This window comes from Acinetobacter sp. 243_ASPC, assembly GCF_001054715.1.
Taxonomy (GTDB): domain Bacteria; phylum Pseudomonadota; class Gammaproteobacteria; order Pseudomonadales; family Moraxellaceae; genus Acinetobacter; species Acinetobacter soli.
In genome coordinates, this window is sequence record NZ_JVOR01000077.1 from 1 (window position 1) to 18,066 (window position 18,066).

Genomic DNA, 18,066 nt, shown 5'->3' on the forward strand with positions numbered 1-18,066 from the left:
ATGCGGATCATGTGGCAAGTGCCTTGAGTAATTCTGCTAAAGCAGATATTTCTGATACTTGCCATTTCAAGCCAATTTCTGCTTTTGAGTGGGGTAAGGTAATTTGAACCGTTAACATGTCAGTAAGATTAGGATCTAATGGTGCAGAGCAAGATAAGCCAATAAATGCAGGTTTATTCGGTAGTGGTGAGCGATCACTCCCTGGCTTACCATCAATTAAGCGAATCCATTTGGATACAAGATGTGTATTCAATCCATGTTGCAAAGCAACCGAAGCAATTGAAACGTCTGGTGCTTTACAAGCCTGAACGATCTGCTGTTTAAATTCAGCACTATATGTTCTTCGTTTTATCGTAAAAGATGCGATGGATGTCTGGTTATTTGTAGTCATAAATTTAAGTTCCCACTTGTTTTTAAGTGAGGACTAAATTAAGGCTTATAGGACGAATTCATAAGGTGTGTTCAGCGGACGCTTACCGTTGTATTACATTTCGATGCTGTGTATGCAGCATTGATCAAAATGATTCTCTGCTATACTTATTAGGTCACGTGTAGCATCAATGGAATTTAGAAATGCTCAGAACCACTGAACAGAAAAGAAAATATATTCAAGCGACACGTTCGCAAAACTATCAAGCCAGCCTAAAGCTTGAAGGCATCATAACGACAGCTCAAACAACTCAACAGAGTAAAGCTGAAATCTTGCAAAAATATAAGAAGTATTCGCAACCCGAATCTTAGTCAGGTGCATGTATGGATAAATATGGGGAAATGGGTGACAGCCTGTATTGTTACCCTGGCACACATATCTTAAAAAATAAACTCAATATTCGTGATGAACAAATTTTAGAACAAGCTGAACTGGAACTGTCTGGATTAGCAAGTAGCCTCATTGAATATGCTGAACCACCTTACGACTTACAATACTTAAAATCAATTCATGCGCAGCTCTTTGACGACTTATACGACTGGGCAGGAAAGTTAAGACAAATCGATATTTCCAAAGGTGACACCCGTTTTTGTAATTTTTCCCGTATTGAAATTGAAACCAATAAATTACTTAAACTATTTCAAGAAAAAAGGTACTTCCAAGGCTTAGCATCACAACAATTGATCCCTCAACTTGCCGACTTGTATTGTGAGCTTAATGTCATACACCCATTCCGTGAAGGTAATGGACGTACACAACGAATTTTCTTTGAGCATCTGATTGCTCATTGTGGTTATGGTATTGATTGGTCTCGCATTGACTCTCAACAACAATAGATTCAAGCCAATATTGAAGGTTTTTATGGTAATTTAAATCCATTAATTCAGATTTTTGAAATATGCTTTATTCAAAATACCTAAAATTTAAGTAGTCGGGGCCCCCAATCCTTAATAAGCCATCATCTTTGTTTCATTCCACTGGTTAATTTCCCAAATAAACCAACAAACATGATTCTTAGAAATCTTAATACTCTTCGGGTAATTTAGGATCGTAATATTCAGATTACTTATCTAGAATTGAATATATCGTTAACTTAGATAGACTTTTAAGCAATGTAACTTGCCGCATGTTTATCAACATATGTCTCAAAAAAGTCTGCCCATACATAGATTTATGTCGTTTAGTGCTTAAATTTCAGATTAATCTTCGTCTGATGACCGGAATGGATGTTACAGATTACATGCAGGTGAATTGCTCTGTGGCTGTATCATGGCTTTTGTGTAATCCAATCCATTTGATCCAAATGTATCCTTTGCAATAAAGCAGCCTCTTCTGCTTTTCCTGAACCAACGAACTATGTCATTGATTTAATTCAATCGACAACAGTGATGCTGAATCAAATCTTCAAAGAAGGGATTAAATGCAAGAAATGTGGTAAAAAAAATAGGGGATGGAAGTTATTATCCATTTAATTGGAACCAGCCCATGAGTCGAGATCAGTTGAGTAAGTATCATTTAAAGTATAAGAGAAGGATGGCTCACCTCACTTCTCCGAATAACAACGCTATGCTTTTCAACCCAAGTTAGATATTGGCAACTACATTTCATTCTTCATCATGCTAGTCTTATAGCATGTAGACAATTATTACATCATTTGCATTCAATGCTCAATACAGCCTGTCACTAGAACCGCAGCGATACTTTTTTCCGTGCATACATGTAGTGTTTAAATCCATTCATTTTTCAATGATCCTCTGCCGTTTATCACATTTATGGTCGATCTTTAACCTTGTGAAAAATGAACATACCGATCCCTTCAAACTGTCAAATTTATGTATACATGACATTTAAAGAAATTTATCTGATCAATTTTTTTAGGTAAAATTTCTTAAGAAAAAAATTTATTATTATTCATAACATCACTAACAGCCACATAAAAACAATAATTTAATAAATTATTCTTCCAATTTTTTTAGATCTAGTGTTGTTACCTCGAAATCCATGTTTGCCGCCTTCTATTACATAAATAATTTAGAAATATCCACGATATAAATTGCTGGCCCTCACACCTCTCCCACTCTCACGCCCAAAAAATTTACACTAAAAGGCAGATTAAGCCCGTACGAGTTACATATGGCCGCATGCTATGTTGAAAGCATTTAAGAAAATATCCTCAATATTTATAAGATTTTTAAAATATGAACTACTTTTCGAAGAACCCTTTCTAAGTAATGTGACTAAAAAGAAAAAATAAAATACTGAGATTTCCTTATCAACAATCAGTCAAAGTACATTCTGATGAATTTTTGTAACCGATACCCAAAGATCATCCATACCTTCCGATGTGCTGTGCAACAAAGCCCTCCTCAACCACACTATAGCTATAGATTAATTCCATTATTTTGTGATTTAATTAAATTATTAAAATTTAAGACCCAATTTAATGGATTTATATTTCACTAAACCCGAAGAAGTTGTGACTCTTTTAAGTGAGCGTTTACGTAAGCAACGACTCTTTCTGGAGCTGTCTCAAGCTGAGGTTGCAGCACGTGCAGGTGTCGGCGTGAATACGGTTTCGAATCTTGAAGCGGGACGAAATGTATCTGTTGAAAACTTAATACGAATCGCGATGGTCTTGGGCCGATTAAACGAACTTCAGGAGCTGTTCCAACCTCAGCTTAACAGTGTAAATGACATTTTACGCTATGAGAGTCAAAGTAAGCGACAGCGTATTAAGAGGAAGGGATAATGCTCAATAGACTTAATGTTTATTACAACGGTTGGGGTGAAACTTGGCTGTGGGGAACGCTGATTAGTTCAACTACCACAACTGGTAGACCCAACATTGCTTTTGAATATAGCCCAGAAGCAATACAGCGAGGTGTCGAGCTCTCTTCTTACTTACTCCCTTTAAAAGGTCTACCATTCAGACAGGGTTTTCCTACTCATCAAATGGGACTCCCAGGTCCAGTCTATGACGCTTTACCAGATGGTTAGGGCATGTTGTTGATAGATCGATATTTTCGAAAAATTGGACTGAATCCAGCACGAATCGGCCCTTTGAAACGTCTGACTTATATTAGCACCCATGTAATTGGTACCCTCTCCTTTGAACCCTGTGTCGCAGAGATGCAAACTTCAGAGAATATCCCCCTGCCGCAATTGGCACAGGAGGTCCAAGAAGTCCTCAAAGGAGAAGGTGGCGAATTTTTACAACATTTGCTGGTCATGGGGGGCTCCCACCAAGGTGCCAGACCCAAAGCATTGGTTTACTGAGATCCTGCCAATTTAGAGTTTTCGACTCAAGCTTCTAATCAACATGAAGCCTAGCTGATTAAGTTTTCTGCTCAGCAAGAGCACCCTGAAGTCTGCGCCATTGAAGCCGTCTATGCAGAATGTTTGCGACTTTGTGCAATCGAGACTCCAGACACCCATTTTTTAATTTGCCCAATGGTTTAATGGCTTTTGCTTCTAAACGATTCGATCGTCAAAATGGCATGCGGATTCCAATGCAGAGTTTGGCTGCATATACCGGAGCAGACTATAAAGTTCCAGGTAGCCTAGACTATCGCAATTTTCTTCGGGAAACTTTGATGTGTACGCAAGATGTGCGAGAAAGACTGCATGCTTTTAAATCTGCTGTGTTTAATGTACTTTTCAACAATCGGGATGACCATACCAAGAACTTTTCTTTTCTCATGGCAAAAAATGGTCAATGGAAATTGGCTCCAGCCTATGATGTGACCTTCTGTGAAGGTCCAGGTGGTTGTCATCAAATGGACATTATGGGAGAAGCGCTCAATTTCCCGAAATGACATACATAAACTCGGTACTTCAGAAGCGAATCTGACTACTCTAGAACGATGAGATCATCTTGGCCATGCGTGAAATTGCACTTCAATTTAGTCAAATTGCGTAGCGCCTGTATCCCCATCAAATTCGAGAATCTACCCTAGAGATGATTCAATCACGAATTTAACAAAATATTGATTTTTTAGTTGAAATCTAAACGTAAATATAAACTAAGCGCCAACCATCAACTTATAGTTAGTCGCTACATAATCTGTAGAATCTGTGAATTAGCTCGCTTTATAATCACGAATAGTAGATGGATCACCGCCAAGATATGTTCTGCAAACGTGAAATCACTACATCCAGATCGAAAATCACTAAGAAAAAACTGTCACCAAAAAAAAGGCTACACTATAGATAGATGCAGACCAAACTCTGGATTACTATCAGCACGAGAAATATGTCGCAATTTTGCATAGACATGAATTTGATAAAATCAGCCCAGAAAGCCAGAAATTCATAAAAACTATTTCATCAATCCCCTATAACTTAATCACGTTCATGGTCGATCTTAAATCTTGCGAAAAGTACTCATGCTGACTTAGCTAAACTGTAAAACTCATGTATTCATAGCCTTTAAATGAATCTTTCAATCGGCATATTTAAGGTAAAAACTAGTAATCAGAAGTTATTATCATCCCCATATAAAACAATCATCAAATTAAAAACAATAACTTAGTGAATTATTCTTCCATTTTTTTATATTTAGTGTTATTAGTTGCCACGAACCTCCCCATGAAGCTGAATATTCAACTTCCTCAAAAACAGCTTGTATATGCAATAATCCAATAATGGCTACACTGAGTACATGAAAGATTTTTAGCCATGTGTTACCCTGCACCAAAATAAATTTGAAATTGATATATGTAAAAAATTAATGAGTGGAATAAACTTTTTCGGGATTGAGATCGGCTTTACCTAAAATCACATTGAGCAATGACACGCTAATAATCAAAATTACTCCAAATATCTGCGCATTGGAAAGTTGTACATTGGCGAACAGGCTGGCAAGAATGACTGCTGTTAATGGTTCAAAAATAGTATAAATAGAAGCTTGTGATGCCTTTAAATACTTCAATCCAAAGGTATATAAAGCAAAAGGTAATAACGTCCCAAACACAATTAATAAGATACAGGCAATCACAATATTGAAGTCTATATTCGAGACCAGACTTTCAATTTCTTGGAAGTGAATAAAGGGAAAAATCGCAAGCGCACTAACCATTATTGAACTGAACAATAAAAAAGTCGGGCTATAGTGGTCAATAATATCTTTACCAATCACTCCATAAGCAGCATAACAAATGCCTGAGGCTAAACCAAATAGAACCCCCCTCATATTGAGCTGATTATCACCAAGCATCATACATGCAACACCACTCACAGCCACAAGAGTGAGCATCATTGACTTTAACGTTATTCGCTCTTTCAAAAAAATAAAAGAAAGTACCACACTCCAAATAGGAGCAGTATAAAGCAATGCTACTGCTATTGCTGGTCCTACATGTTGTACCGCATTAAAATAACAGAAAGTCATTCCAAGCATACCGAGTAATGATTGAATGACCAATTTAGGAATATCTTGAAATTGCAGTGTTCGTAAAACCTTATAAAGAAAAGGTAAAAAGGCCAATAAACAAATAAATGTACCGACAATCCGCAATCCTGTTGCTGAGCTATTACTCAAGCCTGCATTTGCCAATTGGGTACTGGCAATGCCTAAAGTCCCCCAACCAACTGCCCCCATAATCACCAATAAAGCACCAAACCATTGTGATTGTGTATTCATATTTTTGTTCCCTATAACAAATTTACAAAGGTCTCATCCAAGAGGATTAGACCGTGACAAGTTTCGCTTTATTGCTCTGAAACAATACGCTCATGCTAAATAAGGCAATCACAATTAAAATAAAGGCTGGTGCTAAAGTACTGCCTGTACTATGAATCAACCATGTTGCAAGTAGTGGAATCGTACCACCCAGCAGTGCATTCGCTGTATTAAAACTAAATGCAAAACCGGTATAACGCACATGCACTGGGAAAAGCTCAGTGAGGTATGCAGGCAAACTGCCATCATTCATCGCAAGTAGGCTACAGAAAACCAATTGAATGATAATCATGCCAATAAATGATGTATCAGATAAGAAATAGAACAGTGGGAAAGTTAAAATTATAAAGCCTATACATGCCATAGCTAACATTTTATTGCGGCCCATGCGGTCAGAATATTTACCCATTATAAATACAGTGCCGATGTAAAATGCTAAAGAAATAGCCCCTGAAATAAAAGATTCGGTTTTATTTACCCCTAATTCAGTCGACAAATAATTTGGCATATAGTTAAAAATTAAGTAGAACGCAGTCGCATTTAACGATGCGATTGCAAATGCTTTAAATAATGGCTGACGGTATTCTGTAAATAATGCTTTAATCGGGAAAGTTTCTTTATGGCTCGTTTTTTGATGTGCCACAAATTCGGGGGTATCTTCAAGTTTTAGACGAATGAAACGACCAATTAAACCCAGGGGCGCAGCCAATAAGAATGGTATTCTCCAGCCGTATTCATATAAGAATGATTCTGACATCCAGGTAAACATGGCAGCTGACATCAATGAACCCAACAATAAACCTGCCGCTGTACTGGCTGGCACTAAGCTGGTATATAAGCCTTTTTGATTTTTAGGTGCGTATTCAGCTAAAAAGTTAGATGCACCAGCATACTCACCTGAAGCGGAAAAGCCTTGAATCATCCGAAAGAAAAGCAATAAAAGTGGTGCAAAGATTCCAATAGAAGCATAATTTGGTAAGAGCGCAATACACATAGTTGCCAATGTCATAATCATAATTGACCAAGACAGTGCATGTTTTCGCCCATATTTATCACCAACATATCCCCAGAAAATTCCACCAAAAGGCCGAACAATAAAGGACAAAGCAAAGATGGCGTAGGTTGACATTAATGCAATTACAGGATCACTATTTGGAAAGAAAACCAAAGCAATCACAGTGGCTAAAAAACCATAAGCAGCATAATCAAACCATTCAACAAAGTTACCAATAAAACTTGCAGTAGCAACGCGTTTTAAAGTGTTTTGATCAGATTTAGCTTTTTCATTCATATTATTTTCTCCACCAAAAAAGGCATCCCGATTTGGGATGCCTTGTGACTTATACCTTGATAATGTTGTGCTCAGGGCCATAAGGGAATTTAGTGATATTTTCAGTGCCTGATTCAGTCACCACCAAAATGTCGTGTTCACGATAACCGCCCGCACCTGCCATACCTTGTGGCAACATAAGCATAGGTTCCATTGAAATCACCATTCCAGGTTCAATCACGGTATCAATGTCTTCACGAAGCTCTAAACCAGCTTCACGACCATAGTAGTGGGAAAGTACGCCGAATGAATGTCCATAACCAAAAGTACGATATTGAAGCAAACCTTCTTCACGGTAAATTTCATTTAATTCGTTAGCAATATCGCAGCACCGTGCACCAGGTTGAATCAGTTTCAAACCTGCCTCATGCACTTTGACATTCGCTTGCCAAATTTTTAATGAAGCATCATCACAGTGGTCAAAGAACTGAGTCCGTTCAAGTGCAGTGTAATAACCCGCGATCATTGAGAAGCAGTTCAGACTTAAAATATCGCCTTTTTGCACTTGACGAGTAGTCACAGGATTGTGTGCACCATCAGTATTAATGCCCGATTGGAACCAAGTCCAAGTATCCATTAATTCTGAATGTGGAAAACGCTTAGCAATTTCACGCACCATCGCTTGTGTCGATGCCAACGCGACTTCGTGCTCGTGCACACCTTCTTTGATAGCTGCAGTTAATGCAAAACCGCCAATATCACATACGGTTGCGCCTTGTTTAATGTGCGCAATTTCTTCGATAGATTTCACCATACGCAGCTTCATACAAGTGGCACTAATATCGACAAACTCAACATTTGGCAAGAATGCTTTCAGCTTATTTAATCGCTCAATCGGCAGATGGTCAAACTCAACCCCTACACGACCTTTGTTGGGGATTTCTTGTGCAACAGCACGGAAATAGTTATCACGCTGCCAATCGGTATAGACCACATTGTAGTCACCTACTGTACGACGCCAAGGTTGACCACCATCAATATTGGCAGAAATACTCACCACTTTTTGATCTGTAACTACTAAACCAAAAAAGCGACCAAATGAGCAATACAGGAAATCAACGTAATAGTTGATGTTATGCATAGAGCTGAATAAAACTGAATCAACTTGTTGATCCGCCATCATTTGACGTAATTTTCTATGACGGTTTTCATATTCTTGTTTTGAGAAAGTTGACTGCACTTTTTTACCATTTTCAATCGTTAAAAGTGCAGGTAAAGTATCCTTCACTATATTTGCTTGAATATTCATCACTAATACCTTTCATGTTGTGTGTCTGTATGAATCAAGCATAGGTATTTTTGAAACGTTGTTTTTTTCCAAAATCGCTAAAAAATTGTCAAAATTCGACAAATTAATAAGCTAATTCAAAAATGCCACGTTCATTTTTCGGAGAATAATTAAATTGGTTTTTATAGGCTTTATTAAAACTAGACGAATTAGCAAAACCGCAGGCTAATGCTACATTTGAAACACTCATAGAAGATTGTTTCAATAAATTTTGTGCATGTGTTAAGCGTATATTTAAATAATATTCTTTGGGAGAACAGTCGAAATGCATTTGAAATGAGCGTTCTAACGTTCGTGTTTGACTATGAATCAAATGACAAATTTCTAAAATATTTAATGGTTCATTAATATTATTTTCCATTAAACGAATTGCCTCTTTAACAAGAGGATGAATATCTTTACCCTGCTTCGAGATGGGTTGGTGTTGAATATCCGTATTTTCACGCAAGTGATGTACAATAAATTGTTCACAAATTCTCTTGGCTAAATTGGCATTGTAATGTTGCTCCACGAGTTGCGAACACATATCTATAGATGCAAGCCCCCCAGAGCAGGTAAATCGGTTCCGATCCAAACTAAAAATATGTGCATTAAAATTAACTTGCGGAAATTCTTCTTGTGCAGCTAAAGAGTTTTCCCAATGTAAACTCGCGTTATAACCATTCAATAGATCTGCACTTGCCAACACATATGCACCAGTACAAATTCCACCTAAAGCAATATTCGCTTGATCTAAACGCTTCAAAAAAATTTTATGTAATGGGTTATTCAACTTAAAAAGTTGAAAACCACCGCAAATAAACACAATATCCATTTCAAAAAGATGCTGCATTTTGCAAGTATGCTGCACCTGCAAACCATTGCTAGCACAAGTATGATGCCCATCTAAACCTGTCACATTCCATTGGTATAAATGACTTTTTTCAACATAATTTGCCATTCGAAAGACCTCAACAGCATTTGAAAATGCTATCATTGAAAATCCATCAAGAAGTAAAAAACCAATACGCTTTGCTTGAAATGAAGTCTTCATTAAAGAAATCTCTTTAAGAGCTAATTTTCTATCTAAGCAAATTACATACCAAATAAGATGCTTTTACATAATTAATAATTTCAGCCGATAAATAATTTTAAAGTAGACTTGAACTTAATTCTCAATGACTTTATTCCATAATGTTATCTAAGCATCTCCTTACATGTTTCCGCTTTGCACATGCAATATAATCTGAGCTACAATACTCTTACAATATCAATCGGCTTTGTTGCACAAACCTACCGATAAGGTCTTATTCCGCAGTATAATTCCTAGATGAATAAACCTACATCCAAAATCTTTCGTACAACCAATTGGCCCGCATATAACCGAGCACTCATGAGTCGCGGAAATATTGCCATTTGGTTTGATCCTGCTACGCAATGGTATGCTCCATCAAAAGGCAAACAGGGCGAAATCAAACCTACTCCGACGCAGCTATCCAATGCTGCTTAATGATTAAATCCTTATTCCGTCTATCTTTACGTATGGTTACTGGCTTTGTCCAAAGTCTGATTAAGCTTTGTGGCTGAGCAGCCCCGAATATCAGTGATATTCGTACTCCACACTGTGCAGAAGACAAAAGCATATCGATATTGCAATTGGCTATCAAAAAAGTAGTGGTGGTCTCCGTTTACTCGTAGACTCTACTGACCCAAAGTTTTTAGGTGAAGGTGAATGGAAGCGTAAGAAACATGGACCTGAATATCGCCGCCAATGGCGTAAGCTTCATATTGGTATCGATGCTAAAACCCTTCAAATACGTGCTATACAACTCACCGCAAATAATGTCAGTGATTCACAGGTACTGGAAGATTTACCCGCTCAAATCCCTTTAAATTAACAAATCGATTCTGTCTATACAGAGATGGTGCTTATGACACAAAATGATGCCGTCAGGTCATTGCAGATCGGCAAGCGTATGCAGTAATTCCACCTAGAAAAAATGCAAAGCCTTGGAAAGATATAAAAGCTCATTCACGAGAGTGAAATGAACTCCTTCGAACGGTTAAACGTTTGGGCAGGACACTCTGTAAAAAATGGTCAGGCTATCATCGGCGAAGTCTGATTGAAACCAAGATGCATTGCATCAAATTATTAGGAGATAAACTCAGTGCAAGGCGTTTTGCTAGCCAAGTGAATGAGATCCATGCACGTGTAGCAGTCCTTAACAGATTTACGGAATTAGGTCGCCCTCATACTCAAGTTGTCACTTAAATATGAGTAGGTATGGGAGATTTTATTTTTAAATATTTGTGCAACAAAGCCGTTTTTAACCAAACCTAAGACACTGGTTTCCTGACCTTGTACATATTTTCCGGTACGCTTGGCATAGCCATTTAAAATTAGAGTGTGATCATGATCTGCAGTTATCACAATCAAGGTCTTTTTTAATCCAGAGTCACTTTGTCGAAGTTTTTTAATGGTTGCATCCAAAGCCTCGTTTGAGGCAATTGTATCATGTAATGCACGCTTAGCATTGGTGTCATGTAAAGCATGGTCTATACGTCCCCCTTCAACCATCGGGAAAAAACCATTTTTATTTTGGGTTAGAATATCCCAAGCGGCCAACGCCATTTGCTTTAAGCTAGGTTCAGGCAAGTTTTTTTTGGTTCGATCTAAGTTATAATTTAAATGACTAGTATTAAACAAACCCAATAATTTTTCATTCTTCCTACTTTATCTAGAAGAGTTTAGTTTGATCATAGACCACTCGATAGCCTGCTTGTTGCATTTCTGCGATCAAATTCCGTTGGTCTATCTTTTGTCCCCCTTGATCTTTAGACACAAATTGACGCTTACCCCAGCCTAGAATCATATCAGCCCCATATTTGATTTGACGTTATAACGCTGATAGGTATCACCTTGTGAACTTTGTACTAATTGGGATGATATGTCATTTTCAGCATCACGATGACAAATATGGGCATAAGTCGATGCTGGTGTAGCATGCGTAATGCGAGTTGTCGTGACTACACCTGTACCCCAACCTTGTGCCTTGGGCAAATCGAGTAAAGTTGGGGTGTCTTGCTTATTCTGGTTCTGAGGATTGGTTTCACATTGACAGTTTCCAGCCTGATCTGATTGTACTGCAATTGTTCCAGTCTGCATGGATATCACTTAATTTTTCATTTTTACACCTGTCATCATATAAGCACCCATCGATGGTGCGCTATCTGTAACCTGTGCATCTTTTGAGAAAGTACGAACGAATGCTGACTCTGGAAGTTGATCTATCGGAAGTTGCCCGTCTCCACCAACAGCATAGATTCGTGCAGCTGTTAGTGTCGTGATACACATTCCATCTTCCAAGAAAAAAACTACACGTTGAGGCTGTTTTGATGGTTGTACTGAAGTAGAAGTTGATTAAAATAAAGCAGGACTTTGACAGCCCATGAAAATAACTGTGCCCAAACTACAGCATGCCAAACTTATTAATTTTTTTATTAAATTTTTCTTATGCCAAAGCATTGCATCGACTCATCTCAGGATGCTTGAAAAATACGCTTTAAATATTCAATTTACATCACAAATTTATAAAAATATTATTATGAATACTTATATAAATTTTACTAATTGCAAAAATAGTGTAGCAATTTGCTACACTATTTTTTTACTTTATTTTTCTAACATTCGTTTTAGAAAAGCTTCTAATTCTTGTAAATTTTGATCATCAAATTGGCCGACTTTTAAAGATACCTTTAATGTATTATGGTCAAATTTGATATTACCAGCAACTTTCCCATCATATTCAATTTTATGTACAATTGAAGTTTGAATTACTTCTTTCGTTTCGCTTGACTTAAAGATTTTTTCAGCTAGTGATGCCAGTTTTGTCTGTTCAACTTCCTTTTTAAGCAATTTTGACCATGCTTCCAATAATGCTTCTTTAGCATTTTCATGGTTTTCATCATGATCTGATAGAAACTTTTTCACTGCTGTAGCAGCGGTCCGTGCTAATAATGATGGCTGTTTTTCTAAATCTTCAATCAACTCTCCAGGTAATTTTTCAAAAGATAAATATTTATACATATCTTCACGATTCATACCTAATGACTTTGCTAACTTCTGCTTATTTTTTTTTAATTTTTCATCCAAAGAAGTTAATCCAACATATATTTCATAATCTGTCAGATCTTCTCGCTTTAAATTTTCAGCTAATGTTAATAAAGCAACGTCTTCATCCGATGCATCAATAATGATTACTTCAATGGTATTCTTATTGAGAAATTGGTGGGCTTTCAATCGTCTTTCACCAGCAATCAACTCATATTTATCATTTATTCTACGAACTGCAATTGGTTGTAATAGCCCAATTTCTTCAATTGATGCTGCTAAATCTTCAATATCTTGTTGATTAAAGAGTTTTCGAGGCTGGTTAGGGCTAGCCTGAATATCTGTAATTTGTACATTACGTCTTAGCTCTTTGACATCATTAATATGCTCTTTTTGGGCATGTTGATGCTTTTGAGTATTTTGCTGAAGACGTTTAGCCAATATCTCTTTATTACTTACCATAGTATTTCCAGAATTATATTATCCGATACGCTGAACAATTTCTTGTGCTAAAGTTTCAAAAGCTTTTCGAACTTTTGAGTTTTTATCAACAGATAATAAAGGTTGTTGCAAAATTGCAGCTTGATTGACTTTAGTGCTCATTGGAATTGTAGTATGCAATAATTCTCCAACTTGATTAAATGCTTCATCTTTTATTAATTTACATACATTCTGACGCTCATCATGTTTAATTAATAAAGCACCTAAGAGTTCTAATTCAGGGTTAACTCTTCTAATTTTACTTAAATGATTAATTAAATCAGTAACACCATAGAGACCGTATTGTGAACCAGATTCAATTGGAACAATAACATGTGTCGAAGCGGCTAAAGCATTGCTGGTTAATAATTTTAAGCTCGGGGGACAATCAATAAGAATGTAGTCATATAATCCTTCTAGAATTTCCAATTTATTTGAAAGTTCCTCGGTTGGTCTTGGTGCATCATCTTTCAATTGATCTTCAGTTTTACCAAGAGTTAATGAGCCATATATTAAGGAAACATTTTTAAATTTTGTTTCTTCTTCTAATGCTTCCGATAATAGACTTATATCACCAATAAGTAATTCAGCTGATGTAGTTTCAACTTCGCTAGGGTGTCTTAATCCTATATGTAAACTTGCATTTGCTTGTGGATCCAGATCAATCACTAAGACCTTATTTCCTAATTCAGCAAGTTCCGAAGCAAGATGTACTACAGTAGTTGTTTTCCCGCAACCACCTTTATGATTAGCTACAGCAATGATTTTAGTTGACATATTTGTCTTAAGGAATTTACTTTGATTTCATTTAATATAAAGATATTTGTAGCAACTTGCTACAGTTCCTTTGTCATATTTTTATCTTTTGAATTCAAAAGATGTGGGGAAAACATTTCTTAACTTTTTTTAAAAAATATAGCTAGCTAATTTTAATTAGTATTAATTAGTATTAATTAGTTAATTATAATTAGACAAATTTTATTTGTTTAAAAACAACTAGATAGGTTTTTTAGAGTGGAAGGCGTGTCACTAATAAGTGGAAGGCCTGTCATTGAAAAGTGGAAGGCCTGTCATTAAAAAGTGGAAGGTTTGTCACTAATGAGTGGAAGGTTTGTCACCAATAAGTGGAAGGTTTGTCACTATGGTGGAAGACTTGTCATTGTGATTTATTTTAGTGTGGATTTTTCAATTTAAAACAATATAATTCAACTACTTATGGTGTTGATAAGTTTGTTTTTATTGAAATAAAGGTGGAAGACTTGTCATTAGATGTTTTTTATTCTGTGGATAAACTATTTGTATAAAATTTAATTGATAATATGATGTTTGATAGTCAAGAATATCGGAATGGTGGAAGGATTGTCACTTTAATAGTGGAATATGTGTTGATTAATTCCACTTTAGTGATGCTGTAGGCTATTCCAACTTTCAAATTGATTGCTTGAGCGACACGGATGGATTATCAAAGGTGGAAGAATTGTCACTTAAAAGTGTTTAATTTTATATTTATTCCACCATAAGGCTGAATAGTATCAAAGTTACACTTTAATAGTGACACTTCTTCCACTCTTAAGGTGTTTGATGGGCATAAACTGAGTTAATTTAATGTAAGTAAGAGAAAATAGTGAGTAGTTTGCATCTTCTTCCACTTTTGTGTATAACATGTAGAAAATATTTTAATCTTTCCACTTATGAGTAATCACAACCAACCAGAAGAATTAGAACATCTACCTTATTGTATTGGTAATATTCGACATAATGGAGTAGTCAGCACTAGTAACCGTCTGATTAGACCAATTGAATTATCATCTAATGAGTATAAAGCTCTTCTTTATGCAATGGCTGTTGCGAATTATGGTGAGAAGAATAATCAAGATCGTGAAATTACAGAGCAAACTTATATTTATTTGCATAAAGATGATTTAGGCGAATTATTAGGATTAGATAAAAAGAATTCCATTAATGTTGCTATTGATCGTATTTATAAAGAATTATCATCACGAGTAGCTCATTTTGTAATTGAAGAGCCTGTGGATGATAATAAGCGTAAAGTTAAAAAAGTACACTCAGTAGTACCAATTATTCGTGAACTCCGTTGGGAAGATGATGCTAAAAATGCTTTGCAGATACGTTTCACCAGTGAAGTGCTTCCATATTTTACTCGTTTAGCAAATGGAAATTTTACGACCTATCAATTGAAAGATTTATTTGCTTTGGACTCTGTAACCAGTATGAGTTTGTATTCATACTTTATCAAAAATGAATTTAAGTATGCTAATCAAGATTCTTATGAGGTTGAACTTTCACTTGAGAATATCAAAGCATTAATTGATATTGGGGAAAAAAAATACGATCGTTGGGTTGATTTTAGACGATACGTTTTAGACAAAATTATTGAAGAAATTAATGAAAGGACTAGTCTTCAATTAGAATACGATACCATCAAGAAAGGTCGACCTATTGTCGGAGTTCGATTTAAAATTCTTAATAGGCATTCCACTGAAGTTGTTGTATCTAATACTAATGATAAGACTCAAATCTATTTAGATGTCAATTTTGATGATAATGCGCTTGTTAAAGAATTAGGTGCGAAGTTCGATATGACTGTAAGGTCTTGGTACATCTATGCGAACGACCCAAATTATAAACAGTTTAGTAAGTGGTTTAAGACAGAAGGGTGCTTAACTGAATCTCAAGCAAATGTGATAGTTAATGATATTATGTTCCAAATGGATTTTGCTGTAGCTGGCAGTTCAATGAGTGAATTTAAGAAAGAAATGAAATATAAATTAAAAAATAATCCAAATTTTGTAAAAGAAAATAGAAAACGATTAAATGAAATCTTTGGAAAAGACGTTATATGACTATGTAGCAAGTTGCTACACTTTTTACTATAAGATGTAAAATAAGCTTGATATCAGTGTATGTTATATTTTTATAGCTAATTAATAGACCTATGAACAGCTTTGTTGCATAAAGGTTTGAAAGATAGAGCGATCCTAATTGAGCCAAATTCAAGTGATAACTTGGGTGTGAGGGCGCCCCAATTATGTGAATTTGTTCAAGACGGCTACGCGTGCATGTATCTCATTCATCAGATTAGGAACACTCCTTGCTGTTAATTTGTCGCCTAATAATTTGATGCAATGCATCTTGGTTTCCACCAAACTTCGACGATGATAACCAGACCACTTTTTTCCAAAGTGACCTTCCTAGCAGTTTGACTGTTTTCAATAACTCATTTCGCTCTATAGACCTGACTTGCTGATCTTTCCAAGGTTTTGCATTCTTCCTGGACGGAATGACTGCATGTGCATCACGATTTAAAATGACTTGTTGGCAGTGCTTTGTGTCATAAGCACCATCTGTATAAACTGAATCAATTCGTTCATCCAAGGGAACTTGAGAAAGTAAATCTTCGAGCAGGGAAAAGGTTAGGCAATTGGTATTGGTTTATATCAGTGGCAGAAAAGTTGCCAGATTCTTGAGTTTGCTAGTTGAGTAACGTGGCAAACCAAACAAGGTGATTTACTGAATTTATCAGCAAGGGAATGTTCTTCTGGTAAAAAGATAATGGCATGAGTCTAAGCTTTATTCAACCAAGTAAATCAATATAAATGCCTTTGTTGAAAGCTTAAACGCTAATTTCAGATACGAATGAGTGAACCAATATTGGTTCAGAACAACGGATGAGATCAAATACGAAATCGATTTATAGCGTGAACATTACACAAATATTCGCCCACATAGTTCATTGAATTGCATGTCACCTGCTGAGTATGCAAAACAGGACGCATAAACTGGAAAATCTCTTCGTGGAATTGATATTAATACTTGGGAAAGGTCAAGTCGAATGCAATATCTTTGTCAGGAATTTGTCCACTTATCTTTAAATGAATGTGGTTAAGATTGAAAATCTATGAACTTTGTTCTTGAGCTAAGATCTGAGCTTAATAAGTAACTTATGTATGTTACTTAAATAACATAACCAAATATTTAGTATCAAGACCTCTACCTTCAATCAGTCGACAGTAAGATCTTTGTCAGGAATTTGTCCACATATAGATTTTTATCAAATCACACAAGGTTACTTAAACAGCAGCTCAAAAATTTATCTAATGGCATGATTATAAAAATATTGAATAAGTTAGGTAACTTACTTAACAAAAATAGGTTTTTAGGTAATGTTGAGTAGGTGAGGTGGTTTCATAAAGTCCTTATGCCTTATAAGTTATGTAACTTACATAAGGATAAATTAAATATAACTTTTATCAGGAAATTGTCCGCTTATCTTATAGATGGAATAGGCTAGGGCGTGTCCTCATTTGAAGAATTGGTTTTAAACACTTAAAATCTTCCTTTGAGTTATTTTTATTTCTGAACCGTACCGAGTTTGTCGCAGACAAAACTTTCTGAGAAACTATACCGATGAAAAGACCAAACTATACCCCTTAAATCAAAGAACGTGCAGTTCGCTTAGTTCTAGAATCTGAAAAAGACTATCCTTCAACTTGGGCTGCAATGACTGCGATTGCGCCTAAAATAGGTTGTGCCCCTGAAACACTTCGTGTGTGGTATCAGAAGCATTTAGATAAAGATAACCCAATAAAAGTTCTGCAAGTCTCTCAAGAAGAACGCATTAAACAGCTTGAGCGTGAAAACAATCAACTGCAACGAGCAAATGAAAGAGCCTGTAAATTATTTTGTGTAAGTTTCATTTTTTCATAAATGATCTTTTAATCGATCATCGAACTGAATCGTAAACCAA

10 protein-coding genes and 7 pseudogenes are annotated in these 18,066 nt (G+C 36.0%); 8 read left to right on the top strand and 9 right to left on the bottom strand.

The genetic code is table 11. The annotated features are described in order from the left end of the window. Positions 1–7: 7 nt before the first annotated feature. On the bottom strand, positions 8–391 hold the full coding sequence (locus ADA42_RS08130; protein WP_048764588.1) for a transposase: 384 nt from the start codon (positions 389–391) through the stop codon (positions 8–10). Between the two features lie 182 nt (positions 392–573). On the opposite strand from ADA42_RS08130, the gene ADA42_RS17875 reads away from it, so the two are divergent. The 5 genes and pseudogenes from ADA42_RS17875 to ADA42_RS18735 all read left to right on the top strand — a co-directional run bounded on the left by ADA42_RS17875 (position 574) and on the right by ADA42_RS18735 (position 4,409). After that, a complete protein-coding gene (locus ADA42_RS17875; RefSeq protein ID WP_065420496.1) occupies positions 574–741 on the top strand; it encodes a YhfG family protein in 168 nt (55 codons plus the stop codon). Positions 742–753: 12 nt separating this feature from the next. After that, positions 754–1,350 (top strand): annotated as a pseudogene (locus tag ADA42_RS08135) (putative adenosine monophosphate-protein transferase Fic). Between the two features lie 349 nt (positions 1,351–1,699). Further along, positions 1,700–1,951, top strand: a pseudogene (locus ADA42_RS18925) (DNA polymerase V subunit UmuC); the annotation flags it as partial. 922 nt (positions 1,952–2,873) lie between these two features. Then, positions 2,874–3,179: a helix-turn-helix transcriptional regulator gene (locus ADA42_RS08140; protein WP_004942681.1), complete on the top strand. Its 306-nt coding sequence runs from the start codon at positions 2,874–2,876 to the stop codon at positions 3,177–3,179. Next, positions 3,179–4,409, top strand: a pseudogene (locus ADA42_RS18735) (type II toxin-antitoxin system HipA family toxin). Before ADA42_RS08140 ends, ADA42_RS18735 begins: the two are co-directional and overlap by 1 nt. 747 nt (positions 4,410–5,156) lie before the next feature. Here ADA42_RS18735 and ADA42_RS08160 read toward each other — a convergent pair. From ADA42_RS08160 to ADA42_RS08175, 4 genes are all read right to left on the bottom strand, one after another. Beyond that, positions 5,157–6,071 (bottom strand): DMT family transporter, encoded by a 915-nt coding sequence (locus ADA42_RS08160; protein WP_048764596.1) that lies wholly within the window; start codon positions 6,069–6,071, stop codon positions 5,157–5,159. A 46-nt stretch (positions 6,072–6,117) separates the two neighbouring features. Then, positions 6,118–7,401 carry an MFS transporter gene (locus ADA42_RS08165; protein WP_048764597.1) on the bottom strand — a complete coding sequence of 428 codons (1,284 nt, stop codon included), beginning with the start codon at positions 7,399–7,401 and terminating at the stop codon, positions 6,118–6,120. A gap of 49 nt (positions 7,402–7,450) precedes the next feature. Beyond that, positions 7,451–8,689, bottom strand: a complete 1,239-nt coding sequence (locus ADA42_RS08170; protein WP_004942669.1) for a M24 family metallopeptidase — start codon at positions 8,687–8,689, stop codon at positions 7,451–7,453. Between the two features lie 103 nt (positions 8,690–8,792). Beyond that, complete coding sequence (locus ADA42_RS08175; RefSeq protein ID WP_017385331.1) at positions 8,793–9,761, bottom strand: GlxA family transcriptional regulator; 969 nt, start codon at positions 9,759–9,761, stop codon at positions 8,793–8,795. Positions 9,762–10,037: 276 nt separating this feature from the next. On the opposite strand from ADA42_RS08175, the pseudogene ADA42_RS08180 reads away from it, so the two are divergent. Next, a pseudogene (locus ADA42_RS08180) lies at positions 10,038–10,979 on the top strand (IS5 family transposase). Between the two features lie 51 nt (positions 10,980–11,030). Here ADA42_RS08180 and ADA42_RS18965 read toward each other — a convergent pair. The 3 genes and pseudogenes from ADA42_RS18965 to ADA42_RS08205 form a co-directional block, all read right to left on the bottom strand. Beyond that, positions 11,031–12,062 (bottom strand): annotated as a pseudogene (locus tag ADA42_RS18965) (alkaline phosphatase); the annotation flags it as partial. A 318-nt stretch (positions 12,063–12,380) separates the two neighbouring features. Continuing rightward, on the bottom strand, positions 12,381–13,280 hold the full coding sequence (locus ADA42_RS08200; RefSeq protein WP_004942655.1) for a ParB/RepB/Spo0J family partition protein: 900 nt from the start codon (positions 13,278–13,280) through the stop codon (positions 12,381–12,383). A gap of 18 nt (positions 13,281–13,298) precedes the next feature. Further along, entirely contained in the window at positions 13,299–14,075 is a 777-nt protein-coding gene (locus ADA42_RS08205; protein ID WP_048764609.1) for a ParA family protein, read from the bottom strand. A 914-nt stretch (positions 14,076–14,989) separates the two neighbouring features. Between ADA42_RS08205 and ADA42_RS08210 the strand changes: the two genes are divergently transcribed. Next, the gene (locus tag ADA42_RS08210; protein WP_004942651.1) at positions 14,990–16,162 is read left to right on the top strand and encodes a replication initiation protein; all 1,173 of its coding nucleotides are present in this window, start codon (positions 14,990–14,992) and stop codon (positions 16,160–16,162) included. A gap of 183 nt (positions 16,163–16,345) precedes the next feature. On the opposite strand, the pseudogene ADA42_RS18010 reads toward ADA42_RS08210, so the two are convergent. Next, positions 16,346–16,721, bottom strand: a pseudogene (locus tag ADA42_RS18010) (IS5 family transposase); the annotation flags it as partial. Positions 16,722–17,753: 1,032 nt separating this feature from the next. Here ADA42_RS18010 and ADA42_RS18015 point away from each other — a divergent pair. Then, positions 17,754–17,984 (top strand): annotated as a pseudogene (locus ADA42_RS18015) (IS3 family transposase); the annotation flags it as partial. Positions 17,985–18,066: the final 82 nt, after the last annotated feature.